Raw genomic sequence first — 23,993 nt, 5'->3', positions numbered from 1 at the left:
GTTTCAGTCGATCTGTTTTTGCCAGCACGCGAACGCGCCGGCGACGAGCGCGACGCCCATCAGGAAATAGAAACCGTCGAGCGACGCGAGAAAGCTCGCCTGCTGCGCCACCATCCGGCTCACGTTCGCGATCGCGAGCGCATGCGCTTCGGCGACGCTGCGTCCGGCGGCGGCGAAACTGTGCGTGAGCGTCTCGACGGTCTGCTGGAACACCGGATTGTACGGATTTGCCCACTCGACGAGGCGCGTCTGATGCACTGCCTGCCGATGCTGCTCGACGATGATCACCGACGCCGTGCCGAACGAAATCGTCAGTTGGCGCACGATGTTCTTCAGCCGGTAGCCGTGCGTGAATTCCTCGATCGCGAAGATGCGGAACGTGAGATTCGCGACCGGCAGCACGATGAAAAGCAGCAGAAGGCCGCGCAGCAGCATCGGCAGGATGAGCGCCGACTGGGCGACCGCGGGCGACATGCGCGTCATCAGCCGCGCGACGAGGGCCGCGATTGCGAACCCAGGCACGATCATCCATTTCTTGCGCGGGAGCAGCTTCGCGTAACGGAAGTAGGCGAAGAGCGCGGTGCCGGAGATCAGCGAGGTCACACCGACGAGCCGCCCCGCGTTCTCCACCGGGTAGCCTAGCCCCTGTTCGAGAAAGCGCGAGACCAGATAGCTGAAGCCCGTCGTCTCGTAGTAATAGAACATGTAAAGCAGCAGGCCGACCTGGAACGTGCGTTCGCGCAGAGCGTGCAGCCGCACGAGCGGCGACGGATGATGCCACTGGTGCCAGACGAACCAGGCGAGTGCGCCGATGCCGGAAACGGTCAGTAGAATCAGCATCGGCGAGGCGGTGAAAAGCTGGAAGCGAACCTGCTGCATCACGATCTGCAGCGCGCCCTGAGCGAATGCGAACAGCAGGTAAGGCCAGAAATGCGACTCGCCGCGCGCTTCGGGTTGCACGTTGCCGGAATCGGGCAGCACGAAGAATGCGAACACCGCGATCGCGACGCCGGCGGGCGCCGTGCAGAAGAAGATCGCGCGCCAGTCGAAATGCGCAATCAGCAGGCCGCCCGCGAGCGGCGCGAGCGCGCTCGACAGCACGATCAGCGCGAGAAAGGAGCGCAGCGCGTTCGCGCGCGGTTGCGGCGCGAAGCTGATCTGGATCAGGATGCGGCAGGCGCCCATCATCGGACCGATGAAATAGCCCTGGAGACCGCGCGTGAACATGAGTTGCAGCGAGGTGTCGCAAAGCGCCGACATCGCCGCGCCCGCCGAGTAGAGCAGGAGACATCCGGCGATATAGCGCCGATGGCCGAGCCGCTCGACCCACCATTGCTGCTGGAGTATGCCGAGCACGGCGGCCACCGCGTAAGCGCTCGACGACCACACGAGTTCGTCCGGCGATGCATTCACGCCGCCCGCGATATAGCTCGCGAAGAAGGAAAAGATCGCGTTGTCGAAATAGTCGAGACCGGTTGCGAGCGCGAGTACCCATGGGAAGAAGTCGCCGCGCAGGCGAGCGGAGGTGCCGGCCTGCGAAGTCATGCGCCGCCGCTCTTCGCGCGCTTCGCCTTCGATGCCGCGCGCGCGTTGCGCCGCGCGTCCAGCAACTGGTCGGCGGGCGTGCCGGCAATGCGAGCCTCTACGTAGTCGAGATCGCGCCGCAGTTCCGCACGCACGGTCTGCGCTTCTTTCAGTTCGCGGCGCACCGCATCGATGCGCGCGTCGAGTGCATCGAGTTGCTGCTGCAGGCCGCCGCGGATCTCGTCGAGCGATTCCGCCGAGTAGCGTCGGCCGCCGGCGTCGGTCGATTCGAGCGGGCGCTTGAGCATCTCGACGATGCCATGCAGCGAAAAGCCCAGCGAGCGCAGACGCAAAATGCGCCCGAAACGTTCGAGATCGCTTTCGTCGTACAGGCGATAACGACCCTCACTGCGGCTCGGCGTAACGAGGCCGCGTTCCTCGTAATACTTCAGCGTGCGCGGCGTCACGCCGAGTCGCTCGGCGGCGTCGCGCACGGTGAGAAGCGGAGTCGATTCGTCGGACATGGACGCGATTATAGTTCAACATGAACGTGAACGTACAGGTTTGACTCTGGCGGCGTCCGGGCGAAAAAAAACCGCTCGGCGAAGCGAGCGGTTTTTCGTGCGGTGCAGCCTCAACGGCGGCGCGGAGAATCAGCCTCCGCCGCGGCGCATCAGGTCGAAGAACTCGGAATTGCTCTTCGTCTGGCGGATCTTGTCGAGCAGGAATTCCATCGCTTCGACTTCGTCCATGTCGTGGATGAACTTGCGCAGCACCCAGACCTTCTGCAGCAGGTCCGGCTTGATGAGCAGTTCTTCGCGGCGCGTGCCGGACTTGTTCAGGTTGATCGACGGATAGACGCGCTTTTCCGCGAGACGGCGCTCCAGGTGCACTTCCATGTTGCCAGTGCCCTTGAACTCTTCGTAGATCACGTCGTCCATACGGCTGCCGGTTTCGATCAGCGCGGTGCCGATGATCGTGAGCGACCCGCCTTCCTCAATATTGCGCGCGGCACCAAAGAAGCGCTTCGGACGCTGCAGCGCATTTGCATCGACACCGCCCGTCAGCACCTTGCCCGACGCCGGCACGACCGTGTTGTAGGCGCGCGCGAGACGTGTGATGGAGTCGAGCAGGATCACGACGTCGTGTTTCATTTCGACGAGACGCTTTGCCTTCTCGATCACCATTTCGGCGACCTGCACGTGGCGCGCGGCGGGTTCGTCGAAGGTGGAGGCGATCACTTCGCCCGCCACCGAACGCTGCATTTCCGTCACTTCTTCAGGACGCTCGTCGATCAAGAGCACGAAGAGCACGATGTCCGGATGGTTCGACTTGATGGCATGCGCGATGTGCTGGAGCATCACGGTCTTGCCCGACTTCGGCGACGCTACGAGCAGGCCGCGCTGGCCCTTGCCGATCGGCGAGATCATGTCGATGATCCGGCCCGTCACGTTCTCCTCGCCGCGCATTTCCCGCTCGAGCGGCAGCGGCTTGTTCGGATGCAGCGGCGTCAGGTTCTCGAACATGATCTTGTGCTTCGAGGCCTCGGGCGGCTGCCCGTTGACCTTGTCCACCTTGACCAGCGCGAAATAGCGTTCGCCGTCTTTCGGCGTGCGCACTTCGCCTTCGATCGTGTCGCCGGTATGCAGATTGAAGCGGCGAATCTGCGACGGGCTGATATAGATGTCGTCCGTACTCGCGAGATACGAGGTCTCGGGCGAGCGCAGAAAGCCGAAGCCGTCGGGAAGGACTTCCAGCGTGCCGTCGCCGAAGATCGTGTCGCCCGTCTTGGCGCGCTTCTTGAGAATCGCAAACATCAATTCCTGCTTGCGCAGGCGGTTTGCGTTTTCGATCTCGAGGCCATTGGCCATCTCGATCAGTGCTGACACGTGCTGAGACTTGAGCTCGGATAAATGCATACAGATTTCCCGCCAGGGAGAAGAGGTGCGACAGAAAGATTTGGGAGATGAGGTGAGCGGAACCGCTCTAGGACTTATACGTCTTTGAAGTCTTGTGATTCTAGCATAGCACACGCCGGGCGAGCCCCGGGTGGCGCTGCGACGCGGCTTTGGCGCGCATGTTGTCGCTTCACAACATGGGCCGGCTTTCGCCCGATGACGCAGAAGCAAATCAGGGCGCCTTTGCAGCGCCCTGATTTGCACTTAAGACCGGGTGTCACAGATTGCTGTCGAGGAACGCGGTGAGTTGCGATTTCGACAATGCGCCGACCTTCTGCGCAGCCACTGCACCGTTCTTGAACAGGATCAGCGTAGGGATGCCGCGCACGCCGAACTTGACCGGCGTCGACTGATGCTCGTCGACGTTGATCTTCGCGATCTGCAGGCGATCGCCGTAATCCTTCGCGACTTCGTCGAGGATCGGGGCAATCATCTTGCACGGACCGCACCACTCGGCCCAGAAGTCGAGCAGGACAGGTTTATCCGACTTGACGACATCCTGTTCGAACGATGCGTCGCTGATATGCTTGATTGATTCGCTCATTATCTGAATACCTCTATGGATTCGAGGCCCGCGTTTGAATGCTCGCCACGATACACCAAAACAAGAAAAGTTCTTCGTTGCTGCGGAGTGAAAACCGCTCGCATGCCGCACGCGGGAAGCCTTGCTGGCCGGGCCGCGGACGTGCCTGAGCACGTCGGTTACGGGTGATTCACATGTCATCTTAGCCTACTTTGCTATCCGTTGCCGGATGCTGATAGGGGCGTCGACCGGGTATCGATACGACCCAAATGCGGGCGCAAGCCGAAAGCGCAAGAGGCCGCCGAAACGCCCACGGCACAAGGCCCGACGGACGCTCGCGCCAGTGCAGTCGAAAGCCGGAGGTGCGCTTCTGTCCATCCGATGATACAATTCGTCGTGACGGGCCTCCTCGCATGGCGGCGCGGTCAACCTGGTCAGGTCGGGAACGAAGCAGCCACAGCCGTTTTCCGCCAGTGCCGAGGGTCGGGCTCGTCACCTTCCGCTTTTTTCTGCTTTTCTCCTCGTTGTTTTCCCCTGTTTTTACGTCGTGTCGGCACGCTTTCAGCGCATGCCCGAAGCACCATTGCGGCCGCCTTTGTCGCATGAGGTTGCTGATACAATTTCATGCATGACCTATCAAGTTCTCGCACGCAAATGGCGGCCGAAATCGTTCGCGTCGCTCGTCGGCCAGGAGCATGTCGTTCGTGCGCTCACGCACGCACTCGACGGCGGCCGCCTGCACCACGCCTATCTGTTCACGGGCACGCGCGGCGTCGGCAAGACGACGCTCTCGCGTATCTTCGCGAAGGCACTCAACTGTGAAACGGGCGTGACCTCCGCGCCGTGCGGCGTGTGCCGCGCGTGCCGGGAAATCGACGAGGGGCGTTTCGTCGATTACGTCGAGATGGACGCGGCGAGCAATCGCGGTGTCGACGAGATGGCGGCGCTGCTCGAACGCGCCGTGTACGCGCCGGTCGATGCGCGCTTCAAGGTCTATATGATCGACGAAGTGCACATGCTCACGAACCACGCGTTCAATGCGATGCTGAAGACGCTGGAAGAGCCGCCGCCGCACGTCAAGTTCATCCTCGCCACGACCGATCCGCAGAAGATTCCGGTGACCGTGCTGTCGCGCTGCCTGCAGTTCAACCTGAAGCAGATGCCGGCGGGGCACATCGTCTCGCATCTTGAGAACATTCTCGGCGAAGAAAAGATTCCGTTCGAGCCGCAGGCGCTGAGGCTTTTGTCGCGCGCGGCCGACGGCAGCATGCGCGACGCGCTCTCGCTCACCGATCAGGCGATCGCCTATTCGGCGAACCAGGTTACCGAAGAGGCCGTGCGCGGCATGCTCGGCGCGCTCGATCAAAGCTATCTGATCCGGCTGCTCGACGCGCTTTCAGCCGGCGACGGCGAGACCGTGCTGTCGGTTGCCGATGAAATGGCGTTGCGCAGCCTGTCGTTCTCCACCGCGTTGCAGGATCTGGCGGGTCTGTTGCACCGGGTCGCGTGGGCGCAGTTCGCGCCGGCGTCGGTGCTCGACGAGTGGCCCGAAGCCGAGGACATCCGGCGCTTCGCCGATACGCTCTCCGCCGAACAGGTCCAGTTGTTCTATCAGATCGCGACGGTCGGACGCAGCGAACTGGGCCTGGCTCCCGACGAATACGCCGGCTTCACGATGACGCTCCTTCGCATGCTCGCATTCGAGCCGGCTGGCGGTCCGGACGGCGGCGTCTCGGTCAATGCGCCGGCGAGCGGTTCGGCTCGCAAGGCGGGGGCGCCGGCCGCGACGGCTGCGAGTGGAAGCGCCGGCCGTGCGTCCGGGCAGGCGCCTCGCGCGAACGAAACCGCAACGACCGAACGCGCGGCGCCAGCGGCACCGACGCGAACCGAGGCAGCCCCGGTTATGCCGGTTGTGTCGGCCGATGCGAAACGCGCTGAGGCCGGCGAACGTGCCGCCGCGTCTGCTGAACCGGTGGCGCCAGAGCCCGATGCAGCTTCCGCCGACTCGACGCCTGCCGACGCCTCGACCGATCCGCAGCCGTCATTGGGCGGCGAAGAATCACCCGACGCTCCCGTCGCGCCGATTGCGGCCGCGGCCCAGCAGGCCGCGACAGCGGCCGGACGCGACGAAGAACCGCTCGCTGACAATATCGACCGTACGGTTGTGTCGCGCGCCGCATCCGGCGCGAGTGCTGCGTTGGAAGTACTGCGCAGCGCCGGCATGCGGATATCGTCCGATCGCGGAGCGCGCGCTGCGCCTGCAACTCCGAAGCCAGTCGCACCGAAGCCTGCAGCTCCCGCCGTCCAGGTACCGACGCCGCGCCGTCCGGCTGCGGCGCAGCCTGTCGAATCGACGCCGGCTGCCGCGCCGAAGCGCAACGCCGCCGCGTCCTTGCCGCCGTGGGAAGACATGCCGCCGGACGATTTCCAGCCGGCGTCGGCGGAAGACGCCTATTTCATGCCGCCGGACGACGGCTTTGTGCCCGCGTTCGAAAGCGGCCCCGACGACCTGCGCTTCAATGCGACACAACCGCCCGCGCCTAAAACCGACACGCGCCCGCTGCCGCCCGCGGTACCGCTCGACGCGATCGGCTTTGCGGGCGACTGGCCCGCGCTCGCCGCCGATTTGCCGTTGAAAGGCATCTCCTATCAGCTTGCGTTCAACAGCGAACTGACCGCCTGCGATACCACGTCGATTTCGCTCAGCGTGCCCGTGCCGCAATACGCCGAAGCGTCGCAGGTCGCAAAGCTGAAGGCGGCGCTCGCCGACAAGCTCGGCCGTGCGCTCGAAGTCAGCGTGACCGTGGGGCCGGCGCGCCGCACGGCAGCCGCGCTCGATGCCGCCGCGCGCGCGAAGCGTCAGTTGGAAGCCGAGCAAGAGATCGCGCGGGACCCGTTCGTGCAGTCGCTGATCCGCGACTTCGGCGCGAGCATCGTGCAGGGGTCGATCAAGCCGCTGGCATCGTCGGGCACAGCGCCCGGCAATTGAGTACCTGAAAGCGCCGGCCTCGCGATGACCGCCCCGGCGACGCGATACACGAATACGCAGCACGCAGCATCGAACAGGCAGGACGCAGCGGACCAGCAGACGCGTGCGCCGATATCCGCACCCAAATGCGCACCGATGCGCACTACACCGATTCCCAAGCAAGGAGCCACATCATGATGAAGAATCAACTCGCCGGGCTGATGAAGCAGGCCCAGCAGATGCAGGAAAACATGAAGAAGATGCAGGACCAGCTCGCGCTGATCGAAGTGGAAGGGCAGTCGGGCGCGGGCCTCGTCAAGGTGACGATGACCTGCAAGAACGACGTGCGCCGCGTGCAGATCGACCCGAGCCTGCTCGCCGACGACAAGGACATGCTCGAAGACCTCGTCGCCGCCGCGTTCAACGATGCCGTGCGCAAGGCCGAAGCCACCACGCAGGAAAAAATGAGCGGCATGACGGCCGGCATGCCGATGCCCCCGGGCTTCAAGATGCCGTTCTGATTGCCTGTGCTCGCCGAACACAGGGAAACATGAAACAGCCTTCTGCCTTGTCGGCGCTCGTCGAGGCGCTGCGTGCGCTGCCGGGCGTCGGTCCGAAGTCCGCGCAGCGCATGGCTTACCACCTGATGCAGCACGACCGCGCGGGCGCCGAGAAGCTCGGGCGCTCGCTCGTCTTCGCGACCGAACATCTGAAGCACTGCGAGAAGTGCAACACGTTCACCGAGGCTGCGATCTGCGAGGTGTGCAGCGATCCCGAGCGCGATCCAGCGCTGCTGTGCGTCGTCGAGACGCCCGCCGACCAGGTCATGCTCGAACAGACGCTCACCTATCGCGGGCTCTATTTCGTGCTGATGGGCCATCTGAGCCCGCTCGACGGCATCGGTCCGAAGGAAATCCATTTCGACCGTTTGATCAGCCGCGCGAATGATGGCGTCGTCGAGGAAGTCGTGCTGGCTACGAACTTCACGAACGAAGGCGAAGCGACCGCGCACTATCTCGCGCAGACGTTGAAGTCGAAGGGCCTGAAGGTGACGCGCCTGGCTCGCGGCGTGCCGGTTGGCGGGGAACTCGAATATGTCGACGCCGGCACCATCGCACGCGCGATGCTCGATCGGCGCTCGGTATAGGAAACAGCGGGAACAGTGCATATGACGGAAGAAGAAGCCAGGGCGCTCGCCACACACCGGCATTACAAAGGCGGGCTGTATCGCGTGATCGGCGTGGCGCGGCATTCGGAGACGGAAGAACGGATGATCGTCTACGAACACCTGTGGCCACATGAGCGCGGCCTGTGGGTGCGGCCGGCGGAGATGTTCAACGGCACGCTCGCGGACGGCACGCCACGCTTTCAGGCGCTCGACATTCCGCTGTAGCGTTAGAAGCCCGCCGTCAAGACAACAAAAGCAAATATCTTGCATGGGAGCAGGGGAGGCGCATGGGACTAGAGTAAGCGCCAAGCGCCAACTCTAATCGACTGCGCCGACTCTGGTCGACATCGGAGACACAATGACCACATCAACCGGGCCGCTCGCCGGCGTCAAGGTGCTGGAACTCGGCACGCTGATCGCAGGCCCCTTTGCCGCGCGCTTCATGGGCGAATTCGGCGCGGACGTCATCAAGATCGAAGACCCGAACGGCGGCGATCCGCTGCGCAAGTGGCGCAAGCTTTATCCGGAAGTCGGCGGGACGTCGCTCTGGTGGGCCGTCCAGGCGCGCAACAAAAAGTCCGTGACCGTGAACCTCAAGGCCGAGGAGGGCAAGGAAATCGTCCGCCGGCTCGCGAAGGAAGCGGATATCGTCGTCGAGAACTTCCGGCCCGGCCTGCTCGAAAAGCTCGGGCTCGGCTATGAGGTGTTATCGGCGGAAAATCCCGGGCTCGTGATGGTGCGCCTCTCGGGCTACGGGCAGACCGGCCCCTATCGCGACCGGCCAGGCTTCGGCGCGATCGCGGAATCGATGGGCGGCTTGCGGCACATCACGGGCTATCCGGATCTGCCGCCGCCGCGCATTGGCATCTCCATCGGCGATTCGATCGCGGCGCTGCACGGCGTGATCGGCGCGCTGATGGCGTTGCACCACAAGAAGGCGAACGGCGGCAAGGGACAGGTGGTCGACGTCGCACTGTATGAGGCCGTCTTCAACATGATGGAGAGCGTCGTGCCGGAGTACGGCGTGTACGGCCTCGTGCGCGAGCGCACGGGCGCGTCGCTGCCGGGCATCGTGCCGTCGAATACCTATCCGTGCCGCGACGGCAGCATCGTGATCGGCGGCAACAGCGATCCGATCTTCAAGCGCCTGATGAACGCCATCGAACGCGACGATCTCGCGAACGATCCCGCACTCGCCTCGAACGACGGCCGCGTGCCGCGCACGCAGGAAATCGACGACGCGATCGCCGCGTGGCTCGCGACGCGCAGCATCGACGAGGCGCTCGCGGTGCTCAACGCCGTCGACGTGCCGGCCGGCCGCATCTTCAGCGTCGCCGACATGTTCACCGATCCGCAGTACATCGCGCGCCAGATGCTGCAGCGTTTTCCGTGGCAGGACGGCCGCGAGATCACGCTGCCGAACGTGACGCCGAAACTCTCGGAGACGCCCGGCGAGACGCGCTGGCTCGGGCCGCAACTCGGTGAACACACGGATGAAGTACTTCAGTCGCTCGGGTATGATCCTGACGATATCGCGAGGCTGCGGGCCGCGAAGGTGATCTAGGCACCTTGCTGGAAAACGCGGCCGCTGAAAAGAACACAAAGACCGGAGATGGAAGTCGATGAAACGCAGAACGTTCGTGGCGAGCGGTGTCGTGCTCGCAGGTGGGGCATTGTCGGGCGCGCCGCTCGCCTTTGCGCAGGCGAAGCCCGAGCAGTCGAAGGTATCGGTCGCGGTCGGCGGCAAGAACCTGTTCTATTACCTGCCGCTCACCATCGCGGAGCGCCGCAACTACTTCAAGGATGAGGGGCTCGAAGTCGAGATCGCCGACTTCGCCGGAGGCGCGAAGGCGTTGCAGGCGGCGGTCGGCGGCAGCGCCGATGTCGTCTCCGGCGCGTTCGAGCACACGCTGCTCTTGCAGGCGAAGAACCAGTATTTCCGCGAATTCGTGCTGCAGGGACGCGCGCCGCAGATCGTGCTCGCGGTATCGAAGAAGGCGATGCCGAACTTCAAGACCGTCGCTGACCTGAAGGGCAAGAAGATCGGCGTGACGGCGCCCGGTTCGTCGACGTCGATCATGGCGAGCTACGTGCTCGCGAAGGCCGGGCTCACCGCGAGCGATGTCTCGTTCATCGGCGTCGGTGCGGGCGCGGGCGCGATCGCCGCGCTGCAGTCGGGCCAGATCGATGCGATCGCGAACCTCGATCCGGTGATGACCAAGCTCGAACGCGCGGGCGACATCCGCATCGTCTCCGATACGCGCACGCTCGCCGACACGAAGAACGTCTTCGGCGGCAACATGCCGGCGGGATGCCTGTACGCATCGCAAAGCTTCATCACGAAGAATCCGAACACCACGCAGGCGCTCACCAACGCGATGGTCCGCGCCCTGAAGTGGCTGCAGACGGCCTCCGGCTCGGAACTCATCGCCACGGTGCCCGAAGGCTTCCTGCTCGGCGACCGCGCGCTCTACCTCGATGCCTGGCAGCACGTGAAGGAAGCGATGTCGCCGGACGGCCTGATGCCCGCCGACGGTCCCGCGACGTCGCTCAAGACGCTCCAGGCGTTCGACCAGTCAGTGAAGGGCAAGCCGATCGACCTGTCGAAGACGTGGACCAACGACTTCGTGAAGAAGGCGCTTTCGACGGTCAAGGCGTGATGCCGATGCAAGCCTCTCCCAAGGATTACGCGCTCGCGCTGGAGAACATCACCTGCACGTTCGCGTCGCGCGAGAACCAGGCGGCGCGCTACACCGCCGTGAAGGACACGACGCTGCGCATCGCGCCGGGCGAATTCGTGTCGGTCGTCGGGCCGACGGGCTGCGGCAAGTCCACGCTGCTCAATGTCGGCGCGGGGTTGTTGCAGCCGTCTTCGGGCGCGGTGACCGTGTTCGGCGAAAAGCTCGACGGCATCAACAAGCGCGCCGGCTACATGTTCCAGGCCGAAGCGCTGATGCCGTGGCGCTCGGCGCTCGACAACGTGACAGCCGGCCTGTCGTTTCGTGGCGTGACCAAAAACGAGGCGCGCGAACGCGGCGAGGAGTGGCTAAAGCGAGTGGGTCTCGGCGGCTTCGGCGACCGTTATCCGCACCAGCTCTCGGGCGGCATGCGAAAGCGCGTCGGCATGGCGCAGACGCTGATCCTCGATCCGGACATCATCCTGATGGACGAGCCGTTCTCCGCCCTCGACATCCAGACGCGCCAACTGATGGAAAACGAGTTGCTCGATCTCTGGGCCGCCAAGCGCAAGGCCGTGCTCTTCATCACGCACGACCTGGATGAAGCGATCTCGATGTCCGATCGCGTCGTCGTGCTGTCGGCGGGGCCGGGCACGCATCCGATCGGTGAATTCGCGATCGACCTGCCGCGTCCGCGTGACGTCGCCGAAATCCGCTCGCATCCACGCTTCGTCGAACTGCATGCGCAAATCTGGGGCGTGCTGCGCGAAGAGGTGTTGAAGGGCTATCAGCAGCAGCTCACCGCCGTCTAACCAAACTCCGCGAAGGCCGAATCAAGATCATGTGGAACAAATTGCGCCCGAATCGCGCAAATCTGGTGGTATGGCAGTGGCTCCTGCTCGTGTTGTGCTTCGTGCTCTGGTACGTGCTCACGAGCCCGACGCTGCTCCCCGCTTTCTATTTCGACGACAACAACAAGGCCGCGTTCTTCTTCGGTGAGCCGCAGAAGGTGCTGCTGCGCATCTGGGAATGGTTCACGACCGGTGAAATCTACGTCCACCTGTGGGTGACGCTGATCGAAACCGTACTCGCGTTCGTGATCGGCACGGTGATGGGACTCGGCGTCGGGTTGTGGCTCGCGCTCGCGCCGATGATGAGCGCGCTTCTCGATCCGTACATCAAGGCCGCCAACTCGATGCCGCGCGTGATCCTCGCGCCGATTTTCGCGGTCTGGTTCGGGCTCGGCATCTGGTCGAAGGTCGCGCTGGGCGTCACGCTGGTGTTCTTCATCGTGTTCTTCAACGTCTACCAGGGCGTGAAGGAAGTGAGCCCGGTCGTGCTGGCGAACGCGCGAATGCTCGGCGCTAACCGCAAGCAACTGCTGCAGCACGTCTATCTGCCGAGCGCGACGAGCTGGGTGTTTTCGAGCCTGCATACGTCGGTCGGGCTGGCGTTCGTCGGCTCGGTGGTTGGCGAGTATCTCGGCTCGGCGCGCGGCGTCGGCTATCTGATCCTGCAGGCCGAAGGCACCTTCGACATCAACACCGTCTTCGCCGGGATTCTCGTGCTGACGGCGTTCGCGCTGGTGCTCGACGGTATCGTCGCGCTGGTCGAGCGTCGGCTGATGAAATGGCAGCCGAAGACCGGAGAAACCGAGAAGCTGTGAACCGCTCTCATTTGCGATGAAAAAAGCGCGCCGGATTACCCGGTGCGCTTTTTATTTGCGCGCGTGCCGTCGCGCGGTTCGTTTGCGTCGAGCCTGCTTGCAGATTACGCAGCGAGTCAGCGTGGGCTACTCACGGCACGATGACCACTTTCCCGGTCACCCGCCGGTTCGCCATGTCGTCGAGGGCCTGCGGTGTCTCGTCGAGCGAATAGCGTTTCGAGACGTGCGGCAGCAGCTTGCCTTCCCTGATCCAGCCGATCATGTGCTCGAACGCCGCCGCGCCGAGATCGGCTTCGCGCTTCATGTGCTCGCCCCAGAACACGCCGACGATGCTCGCGCCTTTCAAAAGCGGCAGGTTGAACGGCAGCTTCGGAATTTCGCCATTCGCGAAGCCGATCACGAGATAGCGTCCGCGCCACGCGATGCTGCGAAACGCCGGCTCCGCGTAGCTGCCGCCGACCGGATCGAAGATCACGTCGGGGCCGCGGCCGTCCGTCAGCGCCTTGATGCGTTCGCGCAGGTCCTCGTGCGCATAGTCGATGATCGCGTCCGCGCCATATTGCGTGCACAGCGCGAGCTTCTCGGCGCTCGATGCCGCCGCGATCACCCGCGCGCCGAGCGCTTTCCCGATCTGCACCGCCGCGAGGCCGACGCCGCCCGCCGCGCCCAGCACGAGCATGGTCTCGCCGGCCTTGAGCGCTGCCCGGTCGACGACCGCGTGATACGACGTGCCGTAGGCGAGGGTGAACGCAGCCGCTTGCGCGAGATCGACGTCGTCGGGCAGCGGCACGCATGACGACGCGCTTGCGAGCGCCTGCTCGGCGAACGCGCCGTGCGCGGTGTAGGCGGCGACGCGCATGCCGGGCGCGAACTGCGTCACGCCCGCACCGACTTCGCGCACGATGCCCGCGAGCTCGGCGCCCGGCGTGAACGGCAGCGGCGGCTTGAACTGGTACTTGTTCTCGATGATGAGAACGTCGGGGAAGTTCACGCTCGCGGCTTTCACGTCGATGACGACTTCCCCCGCGCCCGGATGCAGGTCCGGCAAGGTCTCGAGGGAAAGCGTTTCGGGCGGTCCGTACTGGTTGCAGCGAATGGCGCGCATGTCGTCTCCTGATTGGGGTTCAAGGCGTCGCGCATCAGTGTAGAGCATGGTCCTGGCCGTCGTCCGCGTGCCATCTTTCCTCGGTTACAATCGTCGGATGCGAATCCTACTCAGCAACGACGACGGTTATCTGGCGCGCGGCATCAACGTGCTGCACGAAGTCCTGTGTCCGCTCGGCGAAGTCACCGTGATGGCGCCGGAGCAGAACTGCAGCGGCGCGTCGAACTCGCTCACGCTCTCGCGGCCGCTCAGCATCCATCAGGCGACGAACGGCTTTTACTACGTGAACGGCACGCCCACCGACTCCGTTCACATCGCGCTCACCGGCATGCTCGAAAACAAGCCGGACCTCGTCGTGTCGGGAATCAACAACGGTCAGAACGTCGGCGAGGACACGCTTTATTCGGGTACCGTCGCCGCAGCCACTGAAGGCTTCATGTTCGGCATTCCGGCGATCGCGTTTTCGCTCGTCGGGCGCGACTGGCTGCATCTCGATGCCGCCGCGCGCGTCGCAGCGGAAATCGTCGCGCATTTTCTCGAGCATCCGATGCCCGGCCATCCGCTCCTGAACGTGAACATCCCGAGCCTGCCTTACGAGCAGTTGGGCGAATGGCAGGTGACTCGGCTCGGCAAGCGCCATCCGTCACAGCCGGTAATCCGCCAGACGGATCCGCGCGGCAATCCGATCTACTGGATCGGCCCGTCGGGCGACGCGCTCGATGCCAGCGAAGGCACAGATTTTCACGCCGTCGCCAACGGCCATGTCTCGATCACACCGCTGCAGCTCGACCTCACACATACGAAGCTGCTCTCGGACACGCGCGAATGGGCGCGCGCCGGGAGCCATCGCTCATGACCGACGAGCGCGCGAAGCGCTTTCCGCTCGCGCTCGCCGATCTCGTCCGCGAGCCGAAGAAGCCGGGCGCCCGGCCGAACGATGCGCGCGCAAAGGCCACTACGGCCGCGAGTGGTGCGCTGCGATCGGTGCCGGGCGTTGGCGCGGCGAATTCCGCGACTCAAAAAGGCAAGGCCGGCAAGCCGGTCGTCGCCGTTCAGGCCGCGGTCAAACCGGCCAAGCCGGCTGTGCCGAGGGCGGCGACTCCTGCACCCGCCGCCTCGGTCAGAATGACGCTGCGCACCGTCGCGCCATCGGCGCCGTCCAGCCCCAGGGCGTCCAGCGCCGTCGCGCACCAGTTGCCGGGCGTGCTGCGCGCGGCGCCGCGCCAGAACGAGCATCGCGAAACGCTCGCGAGCGTGACGAGCGTGAAGCGGGGCGCGCCGAACGTCGCGCTGAACACGGCGCACGCGCTGACCTCGGAACGGGTTCGCGAGCGCATGGTCGAAAGGCTGCGCGGGAACGGCATCGCCGATGCACGGGTGCTCAACGCGATGTCAGTCGTCCCACGCCATATGTTCGTCGATCCCGGACTAGCCGCGCAGGCCTATGAAGACGCGGCGCTGCCAATCGGCCATCATCAGACCATCTCGAAGCCATCGGTGGTCGCGCGCATGATCGAGCTCGTCGCGGCGGGCCGCACGCTCGCGAAGGTGCTCGAGATCGGCACCGGCTGCGGCTATCAGGCGGCGGTGCTGTCGCAGGTCGCAACGGAGGTTTATTCGATCGAGCGGGTGCGCCCGCTGTCGGAGCGCGCGAAGCTCAATCTGCGCCCGCTGCGCGTGCCGAACATCCGCCTGCATTACGGCGACGGCCGCCTCGGCCTCCCGGCGGCGGCGCCATTCGATGCGATCGTCATCGCGTGCGCGGGGCTCGACGTGCCGCAGGCGTTGCTCGAGCAACTGGCGGTCGGCGGCAGGCTCGTCGCGCCAGTCGGCTCGCAGGACGCGCAGTCGCAGGTGCTGACGCTCGTCGAGCGCGTATCGCCGACGCAGTGGCGGAAGTCGCAACTCGATCGTGTTTTCTTTGTACCCTTAAAATCCGGAGTGATTTGACACCGATGAGTATGTTGCGTGTTGTGCGAGAAAGGAGCGTGAAGGTCCGTCGGACGGCGGTCGAGCGCGGTGTGTGCATCCTCGCGCTGTCCATGCTGGCAGCCTGTGCGACGCGGATGGATCAGGCGCCGGTCGTCGACCGGACCGGCGCGCCGCTTTCCACCGAAGCGGCCCAGGCGGCGCAGAACGGGCCGCCGCCGCCCGGTTATGTTCGTGTGAAACCGGGCGACACCCTATATCGGATCGCACTGGAAAACGGTCAGAATTATCGTGACATCGCGGCATGGAACAACATGACGAATCCGAACCAGATCGAAGTCGGTCAGCTGGTTCGGGTGGCGCCGCCGGGTGCGAATCTCGCCGCGACGACGCCGGGCGTGTCGACGGCGCCGATCGCGGGCGGCGGCGTGCAGGCGCAGCCGCTCAGCAATTCGATGTACGGCACGCCGCAGCCGGGCGTGACGACCGGAACAACCGCGGCGCCGCCGGTGTATGGTTCGGCCTCGGGGATGGGGACGGCGCCGGGAACTGCGCCGGGCATGGCACCGGGCGTCGGCGCGGGAGCCGCGGCGGGCATGGCCGGTGTCGACAATGGTGCGGCGACCGCGCCGGCGGCGCAGCCGGCGTTCATCTGGCCGGTGCGAGGCCCGATTATCGGCACGTTCGACGATGCAAGGAACAAAGGCTTGAACATTGGCGGCGCGCCGGGCGAGCCGGTCAATGCGTCGGCAGATGGACGCGTGGTTTACTCCGGAAATGGGCTGCGCGGCTACGGCAATCTCATTATCATCAAGCACGACGCGACTTTTCTCACGGCATATGCACATAACCGCGCTTTGATGGTAAAAGAGGGTGACGCGGTGACAAAAGGGCAGAAAATCGCTGAGATGGGTAACAGCGATTCGGATCGCGTGATGTTGCATTTCGAAGTCCGCCGGCAGGGCAAACCTGTCGACCCGCTGAAGTATTTGCCGCCGCAATAAAAAGCGAAACCATCATGCCTAAAACGAAGCGCCGCGTCCCTCAAGCCGAGACTGAGTCGATCAGCCGACCTATGCAAGTGTCGGTGGAAGACGGTGCTTCGAGCCATGACGACGAAGACACCGAAACCGTCGACGTCGAAATCGATTCCGCCGACGACGAATCCGGAATACGCACCAAGGACACAATCGACGACACGGGCGACGCCGCAAACGATTCCGCGCCCGACGCCGACGATTTCCGCTCGATTTTGCAGGCGGAACTCACGGCCGACACCATCCAGCATTATCTGAATCGGATCAGCGTCAAGCCGCTTTTGACGGTCGAGGAAGAGCAGCGTTATTCGCGGCTCGCGAAGGCGGGCGAATTCGAGGCGCGCCAGGTGATGATCGAACGCAACCTGCGGCTCGTCGTGAGTATCGCGAAGGGGTATTTGAATCGCGGCGTGCCGCTGCTCGATTTGATCGAGGAGGGCAATCTCGGCCTCATGCACGCGATCGAGAAATTCGATCCGACGCGCGGTTTCCGCTTTTCGACCTACGCCACCTGGTGGATTCGCCAGAGCATCGAGCGCGCGATCATGAATCAGGCGCGCACGGTGCGGCTGCCGGTGCATGTGATCCGTGAGCTGAACCAGGTGCTGCGCGCGAAGCGTCATCTGGAAAAAAATTCCGCGAATTCGAACACGGCGATTGCGCCGGACCGCCGCGACGCGAGCATTGATGACATCGCCTATCTGACCGGCAAGACGCCCGAGGAAGTCACCGACATCCTCGCGCTGAACGAACACACCGCATCTCTCGACGCACCGCTTGATCTCGATCCGGGTTCGAGCCTGCTCGACCTGCTGTCCGACGACCAGAGCCAGTCGCCCGACGCCGAAGTGCAGCATCGCGAACTGGAGACGCTCACGCGGCTGTGGCTGTCGCGTCTGTCGGACAAGCACCGGCATGTGATCGAGCGCCGTTTCGGCCTGAACCATATCGAGCCTGCGACGCTCGAAGAGCTCGCCGACGAAATGGGTCTCACGCGCGAGCGTGTGCGCCAGATTCAGCAAGAGGCGCTCGTGCGGCTCAAGCGCTTTTTCGCTTCCAACGGCGTGCGCAAGGACGCCGTGCTCTAGCATTCGATGACTCCAATCCTCGTTTTCGACATCGAGACGATTCCCGATGTCGACGGTATTCGCCGTCTCGAAGATCTGCCCGCCGACCTCACCGACGCTGAAGTCGCCGAATTTGCCTTTGCCGCGCGCCGCGAGCGCGTCGGCAACGACTTTCTGCCGCACCACCTGCAGCGCATCGCGGCGATTTCCTGCGTGTTCCGCGACAACACCGGCTTTCGGGTGCGCTCGCTCGGCACGCCGCAGGATCCGGAAGCGTCGCTGATCCAGTCGTTCTTTCGCGTGATCGAGAAGTACACGCCGCAACTGGTCTCGTGGAACGGCGGCGGGTTCGACCTGCCCGTGCTCCATTACCGTGCACTGGTGCACGGCGTTACGGCTTCGCGCTATTGGGACGCTGGTCAGGACGACCGCGAGTTCAAGTTCAACAACTATCTGAGCCGTTACCACACGCGCCACACCGACCTGATGGACGTCCTCGCGATGTACCAGGCGCGCGCGAATGCCCCGCTCGATGCGCTTGCGAAGCTCTGCGACTTTCCGGGCAAGCTCGGGATGGACGGCGGCAAGGTCTGGGACGCGTACCGCGAAGGCCGCATCGACGAAATCCGCGCCTATTGCGAGACGGACGTCGTCAATACGTACCTGATGTATTGCCGGTTCCAGCTGATGCGCGGCGGCTTTTCGCCCGACGAGTACGGCGACGAGATCAATTTCGTGAAGAACGCGCTCGCGCTCGAACCGGCGCCGCACTGGGCCGAATATCTGGCCGCGTTCGGCCCCTGACGCGCTGGCGTTTCCGCCTGCCGCGCTCTGACGTTCGTCTACAATCTCGCCTTTGCCATGTCAGTCAGGAAGTACGCAGGTGTCTGAAGCCGCTCGAAAACCGCATCGCCGCCGCGCCGCGCCGGCCCGAAACGTCGTCGCCGATCCTTCGTTCGTCGCGCCCGCCATCGAAATCGATTCGCTCGACATGGACGCGCGCGGCGTTGGCCGCACCGTCAACGAGGACGGCGAGCCGGGCAAGGTGATTTTTGTCGAAGGCGCACTGCCCGGCGAGCGCGTCACGTATTCCAGCTATCGCAAGAAAGCGAGTTTCGAGCAGGCGCAGGTCGTCGACGTGCTGCGCGAAAGCGTGATCCGCACCAAGCCGAAGTGTCCGTTTTTCGGCACGTGCGGCGGCTGCTCGATGCAGCATCTCGACGTGCGCGCACAAATTGCCGTGAAACAGCGCGTGCTCGAGGACAACCTCCAGCACCTGAGCAAGCTGCGCGCGGAAACCATGTTCCGGCCGATCCACGGTCCGTCGTGGGGCTATCGTTATCGCGCAAGGCTGACCGTGCGGTATGTCGAAAAGAAGGGCGGTGTGCTGGTCGGCTTCCACGAAAGGAAGAGCAGCTACGTCGCCGACATGACGAGCTGCGAAGTCCTGCCGCCGCACGTTTCCGCGATGCTTGTGCCGCTGCGGCATCTGGTGGCGGGGCTGTCGATCCGCGATCGCATGCCGCAGATCGAACTCGCGGTCGGATCGGACGTGACGGCGCTCGTGCTGCGCATCCTGGAGCCGCTCACCGAAGCCGACGAGGCGCTCCTGCGCACTTTCGCCGACGAGCACGGCGTGCAGTTCTGGCTGCAGCCGAAAGGGCCGGACACCGTCTATCCGTTCTATCCGCTGGACAAGGAACTGGCTTACACGCTGCCGGAGTTCGCTATCCGCATGCCGTTCAAGCCGACCGATTTCACGCAGGTGAATCACCAGATCAACCGAGTGCTGGTCAGTCGTGCGCTCAGCCTGCTTGCGCCGTCGAAGACCGATCGCGTTCTCGACCTTTTTTGCGGCATTGGCAATTTCACGCTGCCGCTGGCGCGGGTGTCGCGCGAGGTTGTGGGCATCGAGGGCAGCGAGGTGCTCACGACGCGCGCGCTGGAAAACGCGAAGGCAAATGGCGTCGATGCGCACACGTCGTTCGCGTGCCGCAACCTGTTCGAAGTCACCGCCGACGACCTGCGCGCGTTCGGCGCCTTCGACAAGTTCCTGATCGATCCGCCGCGCGAGGGCGCGCTGGCGATCGTAAAGGCGCTGGCGGAGATCGCGCAGAGCGGCGACGGAGCGCTGCCAAAGCGGATCGTCTACGTGTCGTGCAGCCCCGCGACGCTCGCCCGCGACGCCGGATTGCTCGTGCACGAAGCCGGCTACCGGATGAAGGGTGCGGGCGTCGTGAACATGTTTCCGCACACGTCGCACGTCGAATCGATTGCGCTGTTCGAGCGGGATTGAGCCGCGCTCGCGGCGCGCGGACGTAAAAAAACCGGCCCGAGGGCCGGTTTTTCGTTGGGCAGGCGCCGGATCAGTTGCGGTTGCCGCCGAAGATGCCGAGCAGCGCCAGCAGGTTCGTGAACACGTTGTACAGATCCAGGTAGATCGCGAGCGTCGCGCTGATGTAGTTCGTCTCGCCGCCGTTCACGACGCGCTGCACGTCGAACAGCATGTACGCCGAGAAGATCACGATCGCGAGCACGGAGACCGTCAGCATGAGCGCCGGCAGCTGCAGGAAGATGTTCGCGAACGCCGCGAGCAGGATCACGAGCACGCCCATGAAGAGCCATTTGCCGAGGCCCGAGAAATCACGCTTGCTGACCGTCGCGATGGTCGCCATGGCGGCAAAGATCACACCCGTGCCACCGAACGCCATCATGATGAGCTGCGGCCCGTTCGAGAACCCGAGGATGAAGCTCAGGAGGCGCGAGAGCATCAGCCCCATGAAGAACGTGAAGCCGAGCAGCACGAGAACGCCGATGCTGCTGTCTTTCGTCTTCTCGATCGCGAACATGAAGCCGAACGCGATGGCGAGGAACGCGATGAAGCTCATCGTCGGGCTGGTGGCCGCGAAGAGCGAGAAGCCCGTCGCGACGCCGACCCAGGCGCCGAGCACCGTCGGCACCATCGAGAGCGCCAGCAGCCAGTAGGTGTTGCGTAGCACGCGATTGCGCGTTTCGACCGACGTGACCGTGCCGTTGCGGCCAAAACTGTAGGGTGATTCGTTCATGGTTTCTCCTTGCCTTTGCCTTGAGTGTGTCGAACAAGACATCCGTAAAGCGGTGGTTTTGACGCATCGGCGCCGCGTCCGCCGGTCGCACGCCGCACATATGGGTCTATCTTGCACCGAATTCAATAGCGCTGCACCGAAGCGCGCGCCCTCCGGAGCCATCTGTGACGCTTTGTTTGATCCTTACGGTACCGTAAGGTTTCAATCGCAATCATACATGTCTTCGTGCTACAATTGTCGATTCATTTAAATTCGTAACCCGTTCATTTTTTGGAGTTTTTCATGGCGATCGAGCGCACCCTGTCGATTATCAAGCCGGACGCAGTGGCAAAGAACGTTATCGGCCAAATCTACAGCCGTTTCGAAAATGCTGGCCTCAAGATCATTGCGTCGCGCATGGTCCATCTGTCGCGCGCCGACGCAGAGAAGTTCTACGCTGTCCACGCTGCGCGTCCGTTCTTCAAGGACCTCGTCGAATTCATGATTTCGGGCCCGGTGATGATCCAGGCGCTCGAAGGTGAGAACGCAATCGCCAAGAACCGCGACCTGATGGGCGCGACCGACCCGAAGAAGGCCGACAAGGGCACGATCCGCGCGGATTTCGCCGACAGCATCGACGCGAACGCAGTGCACGGTTCGGACGCGGCGGAAACCGCACGTCAGGAAATCGCGTTCTTTTTCCCGGAAGTGAACGTCTACTCGCGCTAATCTACAGATGATGGCGCTGCTGCCTCGCGGCGGCGCCTCTCGTTTGGCGCGAACGGCCCGGGCGGCTAGCCCGGGCCTCGCTCAAGACAGAAATGGCAGAATTCGACATGACGAGCAGCTCAACCGTCAACCTTCTCGATCTCGACGCCGCCGGGCTCGTGGCCTACTGCGACAGCCTGGGGGAAAAGCCGTTTCGCGCCAAGCAGTTGCAGCGCTGGATCCACCAGTACGGCGTCGACGACTTCGACGGCATGACCGACCTGGCAAAATCCCTGCGCGAAAAATTGAAGGGCCGCGCCAACATGGCGATGCCCGGAATCGTCAGCGATCACGTATCCACCGACGGCACACGCAAGTGGCTGATCGACGTCGGCAACAGCAACGCGGTCGAGACCGTTTTCATCCCCGAAGAAAATCGCGGCACGCTGTGCGTTTCGTCGCAGGCGGGCTGCGCCGTGAATTGCCGCTTTTGCTCGACGGGCAAACAGGGTTTTTCGCGCAACCTGACGACCGGTGAAATCATCGGTCAATTGCGCATGGCCGAATTCGCGCTGCGCAAGTCGCTTGGACGCGAAGTCGGCGGACCGGGCAAGGGCGAGCGCGTCGTGACTAACGTCGTGATGATGGGCATGGGCGAACCGATGCTGAATTACGACGCAGTGGTCCCCGCCATGCGCCTGATGCTCGACGATAACGCCTACGGCCTGTCGCGCCGGCGCGTAACGCTCTCCACCTCGGGCGTCGTGCCGATGATGGACCGTCTCGCCGCCGATCTGCCGGTGGCGCTCGCGGTGTCGCTGCACGCGCCGAACGATCCGCTGCGCGACATGCTGGTGCCGCTGAACAAGAAGTACCCGTTGCGCGAGCTGATGGCGGCCTGCCAGCGCTATCTGAAGGTCGCGCCGCGCGATTTCATCACGTTCGAATACTGCATGCTCGACGGGGTGAACGACACCGAAGCGCACGCGCGGGAATTGCTGGCCGTGACGCGCGACGTGCCGTGCAAATTCAACCTGATTCCGTTCAATCCGTTCCCGGAGTCCGGCCTCGTGCGCTCGCGCAATGAGCAGATCAAGCGTTTCGCGCAGGTGCTGATCGACGCCGGCATCGTGACGACCGTGCGCAAGACCCGCGGCGACGACATCGACGCCGCCTGTGGGCAACTCGCGGGCGCGGTGCAGGACCGAACACGGCTCGCCGAGCGCATGGGCCGGCAGTCGAAGGTGATCGAAGTCCGGGCCGTGTGACCCCTTGTTCGCGACCGATCCCACGGGTGCGCGAACCGAACAGGCGCGTTTTCAGCGCAAAAAAGAAAGAAAAACGAAGCAAGCGATCGGATGCGGTACAAAAATCCGCACATTTTGTTATAAAGCGGTCTGCAAGAAGCAGCGGGTTGTATTGTGCGCATGGCGCTGGCACCCCAACGCTTTGAAGCGTCAAACAAAAGAATCGATGCGAGGAATTTGGCATGAGTGAACCGCAGCACCCGACGCCTTTCGGCAGTCGAACCGGCAATCCCTCCGGCCACGAGCCGGATGGCGAGGCTTTGGCCGGCCAGGCGGCGTCGAGCGGGAATCAGGCGGGGAGCTTGGAATCGATCGCGGCGGTCGGAGCGCGCCTCGCGCAGCTTCGCACGGCCAAGGGCTGGTCGATCGACGATGTTTCGGCGCGGCTGAAGGTGTCGCCGCAAAAGGTGCGTTCGCTCGAAGCGGGCGACCTGAGTCATCTGCCAGATCGCACCTTCGCGGCGGGAATCGTGCGCAGCTACGCGAAGATGCTGGGTGCCGATCCGGCGCCGTTTACGCAGGTGCTACGCCGTGTGAATGGTCCGGTCGAGCAGAATCTGTCGCTGCCGGCCGCGGCGGGCGGCGGTTTGCCGCGTGCACGCGTGTCCGTGCCTCTCAATAGCACGGGGCGGCGTCGCTCGTGGTTGTGGGGCGTCGCTGCGGTGATCGTCGCGGTGATCGCGCTCGCGATGTGGCACACCGGCGGTGACTCCGCCGCGTGGCTCGCCCGCCTGAAGGTGAGTGCGAACGGCACCTCGTCGCTCGCCGGTTCGAACGGAAACAGCGGAACGGGCGCGGCTTCGGCCGTCGCGACGCCCGACGAACTGGCCGCCGCCAATACCGGCGAAGCGTCGTCGGCGGAAGCTGGCGCGGCCGGAACGCAGCCGATGCCGCATCCGCTCGGCACCAACGCGCTGCCGAATTCGTCGTCGACGATCGCGGCGGTGCAGGGCGCAAGCGGTGCCGTCGCGACACCCGCAGCGCCTGCAGTCGCACCGCCGGCGCCGGCGGCAACGGACGCCCTGGCTTCGGCATCGGCCGTCGCGGGCACGGGGTCGAATGCGCTGGAACTGAAAGTGAAGCAGGACAGCTGGCTCAGCGTGCGCCAGAAAGACGGCAAGGAAGTATTCTCTGGTCTCGTGCACGGCGGCAACGTCCAGCGCGTGGAAGGCGAGGCGCCGTTCAAGGTGACGATCGGCAATCGCGCGGGCATGGAGTCGCTCATGTTCGACGACGAACCAGTCGATCCCGCCAAATACGCCGCGGCAAAAGGCAACGTCGCGCGCTTTTCGGTGCCCTGAGGCGCGCCGT

General features: G+C 64.1%; 23 protein-coding genes and 1 other RNA gene. 18 read left to right on the top strand and 6 right to left on the bottom strand.

The annotated features are described in order from the left end of the window. Positions 1-3: 3 nt before the first annotated feature. The 4 genes from AWB81_RS15920 to trxA form a co-directional block, all read right to left on the bottom strand. Entirely contained in the window at positions 4-1,545 is a 1,542-nt protein-coding gene (locus AWB81_RS15920; RefSeq protein ID WP_062636964.1) for an MFS transporter, read from the bottom strand. Continuing rightward, a complete protein-coding gene (locus tag AWB81_RS15915; protein WP_062636962.1) occupies positions 1,542-2,048 on the bottom strand; it encodes a MerR family transcriptional regulator in 507 nt (168 codons plus the stop codon). Before AWB81_RS15915 ends, AWB81_RS15920 begins: the two co-directional genes overlap by 4 nt. Before the next feature lie 129 nt (positions 2,049-2,177). After that, a complete protein-coding gene (gene rho / locus AWB81_RS15910) occupies positions 2,178-3,443 on the bottom strand; it encodes a transcription termination factor Rho (protein ID WP_062636961.1) in 1,266 nt (421 codons plus the stop codon). A gap of 256 nt (positions 3,444-3,699) precedes the next feature. Next, positions 3,700-4,026 (bottom strand): thioredoxin TrxA, encoded by a 327-nt coding sequence (gene trxA, locus AWB81_RS15905; RefSeq protein ID WP_008349330.1) that lies wholly within the window; start codon positions 4,024-4,026, stop codon positions 3,700-3,702. Positions 4,027-4,403: 377 nt separating this feature from the next. On the opposite strand from trxA, the gene ffs reads away from it, so the two are divergent. From ffs to AWB81_RS15860, 9 genes are all read left to right on the top strand, one after another. Then, an RNA gene (ffs, locus tag AWB81_RS15900) (signal recognition particle sRNA small type) lies at positions 4,404-4,502 on the top strand. Positions 4,503-4,633: 131 nt separating this feature from the next. After that, positions 4,634-6,994, top strand: coding sequence for a DNA polymerase III subunit gamma/tau (locus AWB81_RS15895; RefSeq protein ID WP_062636959.1), 2,361 nt, complete (start codon positions 4,634-4,636; stop codon positions 6,992-6,994). A gap of 173 nt (positions 6,995-7,167) precedes the next feature. Next, positions 7,168-7,494 carry a YbaB/EbfC family nucleoid-associated protein gene (locus AWB81_RS15890; RefSeq protein ID WP_062636957.1) on the top strand — a complete coding sequence of 109 codons (327 nt, stop codon included), beginning with the start codon at positions 7,168-7,170 and terminating at the stop codon, positions 7,492-7,494. 29 nt (positions 7,495-7,523) lie between these two features. Further along, positions 7,524-8,120: a recombination mediator RecR gene (recR, locus tag AWB81_RS15885; protein ID WP_062636955.1), complete on the top strand. Its 597-nt coding sequence runs from the start codon at positions 7,524-7,526 to the stop codon at positions 8,118-8,120. Between the two features lie 21 nt (positions 8,121-8,141). Then, positions 8,142-8,366, top strand: coding sequence for a DUF1653 domain-containing protein (locus tag AWB81_RS15880; RefSeq protein ID WP_062636952.1), 225 nt, complete (start codon positions 8,142-8,144; stop codon positions 8,364-8,366). Between the two features lie 133 nt (positions 8,367-8,499). After that, positions 8,500-9,705: a CaiB/BaiF CoA transferase family protein gene (locus AWB81_RS15875; RefSeq protein WP_062636950.1), complete on the top strand. Its 1,206-nt coding sequence runs from the start codon at positions 8,500-8,502 to the stop codon at positions 9,703-9,705. A gap of 58 nt (positions 9,706-9,763) precedes the next feature. Further along, positions 9,764-10,801, top strand: a complete 1,038-nt coding sequence (locus AWB81_RS15870; protein WP_062636947.1) for an ABC transporter substrate-binding protein — start codon at positions 9,764-9,766, stop codon at positions 10,799-10,801. 5 nt (positions 10,802-10,806) lie between these two features. Beyond that, positions 10,807-11,631: an ABC transporter ATP-binding protein gene (locus tag AWB81_RS15865; protein WP_062637023.1), complete on the top strand. Its 825-nt coding sequence runs from the start codon at positions 10,807-10,809 to the stop codon at positions 11,629-11,631. A gap of 29 nt (positions 11,632-11,660) precedes the next feature. Next, positions 11,661-12,485: an ABC transporter permease gene (locus AWB81_RS15860; RefSeq protein WP_062636945.1), complete on the top strand. Its 825-nt coding sequence runs from the start codon at positions 11,661-11,663 to the stop codon at positions 12,483-12,485. 130 nt (positions 12,486-12,615) lie between these two features. On the opposite strand, the gene AWB81_RS15855 is transcribed toward AWB81_RS15860, so the two are convergent. Next, entirely contained in the window at positions 12,616-13,590 is a 975-nt protein-coding gene (locus AWB81_RS15855) for an NADPH:quinone oxidoreductase family protein (protein ID WP_062636943.1), read from the bottom strand. Positions 13,591-13,687: 97 nt separating this feature from the next. On the opposite strand from AWB81_RS15855, the gene surE reads away from it, so the two are divergent. The 6 genes from surE (at position 13,688) to rlmD (ending at position 19,919) form a co-directional block, all read left to right on the top strand. After that, the gene (gene surE, locus AWB81_RS15850) at positions 13,688-14,446 is read left to right on the top strand and encodes a 5'/3'-nucleotidase SurE (RefSeq protein WP_062637019.1); all 759 of its coding nucleotides are present in this window, start codon (positions 13,688-13,690) and stop codon (positions 14,444-14,446) included. Further along, entirely contained in the window at positions 14,443-15,540 is a 1,098-nt protein-coding gene (locus AWB81_RS15845) for a protein-L-isoaspartate(D-aspartate) O-methyltransferase (protein ID WP_062637021.1), read from the top strand. Before surE ends, AWB81_RS15845 begins: the two co-directional genes overlap by 4 nt. Before the next feature lie 5 nt (positions 15,541-15,545). Next, positions 15,546-16,523: a peptidoglycan DD-metalloendopeptidase family protein gene (locus tag AWB81_RS15840; RefSeq protein ID WP_062636941.1), complete on the top strand. Its 978-nt coding sequence runs from the start codon at positions 15,546-15,548 to the stop codon at positions 16,521-16,523. A gap of 14 nt (positions 16,524-16,537) precedes the next feature. Continuing rightward, positions 16,538-17,644 carry an RNA polymerase sigma factor RpoS gene (gene rpoS / locus AWB81_RS15835; protein WP_062636940.1) on the top strand — a complete coding sequence of 369 codons (1,107 nt, stop codon included), beginning with the start codon at positions 16,538-16,540 and terminating at the stop codon, positions 17,642-17,644. Between the two features lie 6 nt (positions 17,645-17,650). Continuing rightward, on the top strand, positions 17,651-18,427 hold the full coding sequence (locus tag AWB81_RS15830; RefSeq protein ID WP_062636938.1) for a 3'-5' exonuclease: 777 nt from the start codon (positions 17,651-17,653) through the stop codon (positions 18,425-18,427). Between the two features lie 79 nt (positions 18,428-18,506). Continuing rightward, positions 18,507-19,919: a 23S rRNA (uracil(1939)-C(5))-methyltransferase RlmD gene (gene rlmD, locus AWB81_RS15825; protein ID WP_062636936.1), complete on the top strand. Its 1,413-nt coding sequence runs from the start codon at positions 18,507-18,509 to the stop codon at positions 19,917-19,919. 70 nt (positions 19,920-19,989) lie between these two features. Here rlmD and AWB81_RS15820 read toward each other — a convergent pair whose 3' ends face one another. Continuing rightward, positions 19,990-20,688, bottom strand: a complete 699-nt coding sequence (locus AWB81_RS15820; protein WP_062636934.1) for a Bax inhibitor-1/YccA family protein — start codon at positions 20,686-20,688, stop codon at positions 19,990-19,992. A 282-nt stretch (positions 20,689-20,970) separates the two neighbouring features. On the opposite strand from AWB81_RS15820, the gene ndk reads away from it, so the two are divergent. The 3 genes from ndk to AWB81_RS15805 all read left to right on the top strand — a co-directional run bounded on the left by ndk (position 20,971) and on the right by AWB81_RS15805 (position 23,983). Then, positions 20,971-21,396: a nucleoside-diphosphate kinase gene (gene ndk / locus AWB81_RS15815; protein WP_062636932.1), complete on the top strand. Its 426-nt coding sequence runs from the start codon at positions 20,971-20,973 to the stop codon at positions 21,394-21,396. A gap of 107 nt (positions 21,397-21,503) precedes the next feature. Further along, the gene (rlmN, locus tag AWB81_RS15810) at positions 21,504-22,643 is read left to right on the top strand and encodes a dual-specificity RNA methyltransferase RlmN (RefSeq protein ID WP_062637017.1); all 1,140 of its coding nucleotides are present in this window, start codon (positions 21,504-21,506) and stop codon (positions 22,641-22,643) included. 221 nt (positions 22,644-22,864) lie between these two features. Beyond that, a complete protein-coding gene (locus AWB81_RS15805; protein WP_062636930.1) occupies positions 22,865-23,983 on the top strand; it encodes a helix-turn-helix domain-containing protein in 1,119 nt (372 codons plus the stop codon). The last annotated feature ends 10 nt before the right edge of the window (positions 23,984-23,993 follow it).

Origin of the sequence: Caballeronia arationis (genome assembly GCF_001544975.2) — a bacterium.
Lineage (GTDB): Bacteria > Pseudomonadota > Gammaproteobacteria > Burkholderiales > Burkholderiaceae > Caballeronia > Caballeronia arationis.
The sequence above is the reverse complement of the archived record's forward strand: the minus strand, read 5'-3'. Positions and strand labels throughout refer to the sequence as shown.